The organism is Klebsiella sp. Ech2A (assembly GCF_030078455.1).
Classification (GTDB): Bacteria; Pseudomonadota; Gammaproteobacteria; order Enterobacterales; family Enterobacteriaceae; genus Klebsiella; species Klebsiella terrigena.
On the sequence record NZ_JAQGFU010000339.1, the window covers coordinates 1 to 2,674 of the forward strand.

Here is a 2,674-nt window from a genome sequence, read left to right on the forward strand (position 1 = left end):
CAAAAAGGCGAAGACGGCATACGGAAAGCTCAGGGGTTTCGGGGGGTTGGGGAATGTGTAAAAGGGACAGCGATTTACGCGACGTCATTGGCCAACAGCAGGGCAAGCGTGCGCTGGAAATCGTCGCTGCCGGCGGGCATAACCTGCTGTTAATCGGCCCCCCGGGTACAGGGAAAACGATGCTTGCCAGCCGGTTACCGGGATTACTGCCCCCGTTAAGCAATCAGGAGGCGCTTGAAAGCGCTGCTATTCTCAGTCTGGTGAGCACCAACTACGCGACCACCCGGTGGCGCCACAGGCCGTTTCGCGCCCCACATCACAGCGCCTCGGTCGCGGCTATGGTCGGCGGCGGCGCCATACCTGCGCCCGGCGAGATCTCACTGGCCCATAATGGGGTGCTGTTTCTTGACGAGCTGCCGGAGTTTGAACGCAGAGTGCTGGATGCCCTGCGCGAGCCAATTGAATCGGGAAAAATACATATTTCTCGCACCCGGGCCAAAATTGACTATCCGGCGCATTTCCAGCTGATTGCGGCCATGAATCCCAGCCCAACCGGACATTATCAGGGTCATCACAATCGCGCCTCTCCCGAGCAGACGCTGCGCTATCTGGGGCGGCTGTCCGGCCCCTTCCTTGATCGCTTCGATCTCTCTTTGGAAATACCGCTACCGCCGCCCGGAGTACTCAGCCAGCAAGGCGGTGGTGGAGAGGACAGCGCAACGGTACGCCGGCGGGTTCTTGCTACGCGCGAGAGGCAGCTGGCCCGACAGAATAAGCTCAACGCTGATTTAGACAATAATGAGATGAAAACCTGGTGCGCGTTGAATAAGAACGATGCCATCTGGCTTGAACAGACCCTGACGCAGCTGGGACTCTCTATACGGGCCTGGCAACGGCTGCTTAAGGTGGCGAGGACGATTGCCGATATCAAGGACGATACGCGTATCGAACGCCATCATCTGCAGGAGGCGCTAGGCTATCGGGCGATAGACCGGATGTTGAACCATCTGCAAAAGCTTATGCCATAAAAAAGGGCTTTCGCCCTTTTTCTTAATCATCGCTTTCTGTGTAATCTTCAGCGCCTTCTACCTGCGGTTTACCACCGGAGAGCGTATGGAAACGCTTAGGCCGCTTAATACGCGCCATGTACTTAATCCACACGCGCTCTACTTCGGTTACCGGCTCACGTTCGCCGCGGCATACCGAAACAAACTGCTTTTCATCTTCAGTGACAGGTTCGCGTTTACCCAGTTCCAGTTCGTTAAAGGCATAACCATGCTGTTCCAGCAGTTGCGCCTCTTTGATGGTGAAATCACCATGACGGGAGAACCCGCGCGGATAATTTTTATTATCGAAAAAACGATTAGTCGTCATAAAGCTTTCCGCCATCCTACACGCTCCTGATTCTTTGGCCGAGCTATTTATGGCGCGGAGTATTAGTTACGCTTGACAGAGTGTAAAACAAAAGATTTAAATCATTACGACAAATAATTTTGCGGAGAAGAGTGTGGATACGGAATTGCTCAAAACTTTCCTTGAGGTGAGCAGAACTCGCCACTTTGGGCGAGCAGCGGAGGCGCTTTACCTGACGCAGTCAGCAGTTAGCTTTCGTATTCGGCAGCTGGAGAATCAGCTTGGCGTTAACCTTTTTACCCGTCATCGCAACAATATCCGTTTGACCCCAGCCGGAGAGAAGCTGCTGCCCTACGCTGAAACCCTGATGAATACCTGGCAGGCGGCGCGTAAAGAGGTTGCCAACTCCTCCCGACACAATGAGTTTTCGATTGGCGGCAGCGCATCTCTTTGGGAGTGCATGCTTAACGGATGGCTGGGGAAACTGTACAGGGAGCCCTATAACCTGCAGTTTGAGGCCCGTATTGCCCAGCGTCAGTCGCTGGTCAAGCACCTGCATGAACGGCAGCTTGATCTGCTGATCACGACAGAATCGCCGAAGATGGATGAGTTAAGCAGCCAGTTGCTCGGTAATTTCACTCTAACCCTTTATTGCGCTGCGCCGCTTAAAAACAAAAGCGAATTGAACTACCTGCGCCTGGAATGGGGTCCGGACTTTCAACAAAATGAAGTCGGGTTGATTGGCAGTGATGACGTACCGTTGCTCACCACCAGTTCCGCTGAGCTGGCGTATCAGCAGCTCGCCCCTCTCAATGGCTGCACGTGGCTACCAACGCACTGGGCAAAGGGTAAGAGCGCGCTTTACCCGGTAACGGATGGCACCACGCTTTCACGCCCGCTGTACGCCATCTGGTTGCAAAACAGTGATAAACAGGCGCAGATCCGTGAGATTCTAAAAACCAGCATTCTGGAATAAGCGCACCTCTCCAGGGACGGAGAGCGTTGGGAGATCGTAACGCCAGGGAATTGCAGGCAAAAAAAAATCCTTTGCCGAAGCAAAGGATTATTATATGGCAGGGGCGGAGAGACTCGAACTCGCGACACCCGGTTTTGGAGACCGGTGCTCTACCAACTGAGCTACGCCCCTAAATACTGCTTATTATTAAGCCTGCTAGTTAAGCAGGCTTAATTTTCTAATAAGTGGCGGAACGGACGGGACTCGAACCCGCGACCCCCTGCGTGACAGGCAGGTATTCTAACCGACTGAACTACCGCTCCACCGAATTTCTTTACAACAACCGGTTTATTGCCCCGGTTTACT

The 2,674-nt window shown here is 53.7% G+C and carries 3 protein-coding genes and 2 tRNA genes; 2 read left to right on the top strand and 3 right to left on the bottom strand.

Annotated elements, in window-relative coordinates; genetic code table 11:
- On the top strand, nucleotides 1–1,028 hold a 1,028-nt coding region (locus PFH44_RS26590), incomplete at its 5' end, for a YifB family Mg chelatase-like AAA ATPase (protein WP_463671582.1).
- A 22-nt stretch (nucleotides 1,029–1,050) separates the two neighbouring features.
- Here the strand turns inward: PFH44_RS26590 and PFH44_RS26595 are convergent.
- Nucleotides 1,051–1,389 carry a MaoP family protein gene (locus PFH44_RS26595; RefSeq protein ID WP_041143462.1) on the bottom strand — a complete coding sequence of 113 codons (339 nt, stop codon included), beginning with the start codon at nucleotides 1,387–1,389 and terminating at the stop codon, nucleotides 1,051–1,053.
- A gap of 118 nt (nucleotides 1,390–1,507) precedes the next feature.
- Between PFH44_RS26595 and hdfR the strand changes: the two genes are divergently transcribed.
- Entirely contained in the window at nucleotides 1,508–2,329 is an 822-nt protein-coding gene (gene hdfR / locus PFH44_RS26600; protein WP_283826694.1) for an HTH-type transcriptional regulator HdfR, read from the top strand.
- 95 nt (nucleotides 2,330–2,424) lie between these two features.
- Here hdfR and PFH44_RS26605 read toward each other — a convergent pair.
- Together PFH44_RS26605 and PFH44_RS26610 are read right to left on the bottom strand one after the other, a co-directional pair.
- Nucleotides 2,425–2,500: transfer RNA gene (locus PFH44_RS26605), tRNA-Trp, on the bottom strand.
- Nucleotides 2,501–2,554: 54 nt separating this feature from the next.
- A tRNA-Asp gene (locus PFH44_RS26610) sits at nucleotides 2,555–2,631 on the bottom strand.
- Nucleotides 2,632–2,674: the final 43 nt, after the last annotated feature.

Excerpts from the sequence above, each read along its gene's own strand:
- PFH44_RS26595 (WP_041143462.1), bottom strand. The coding sequence starts at position 1,389 with ATGGCGGAAAGCTTTATGACGACTAATCGTTTTTTCGATAATAAAAAT.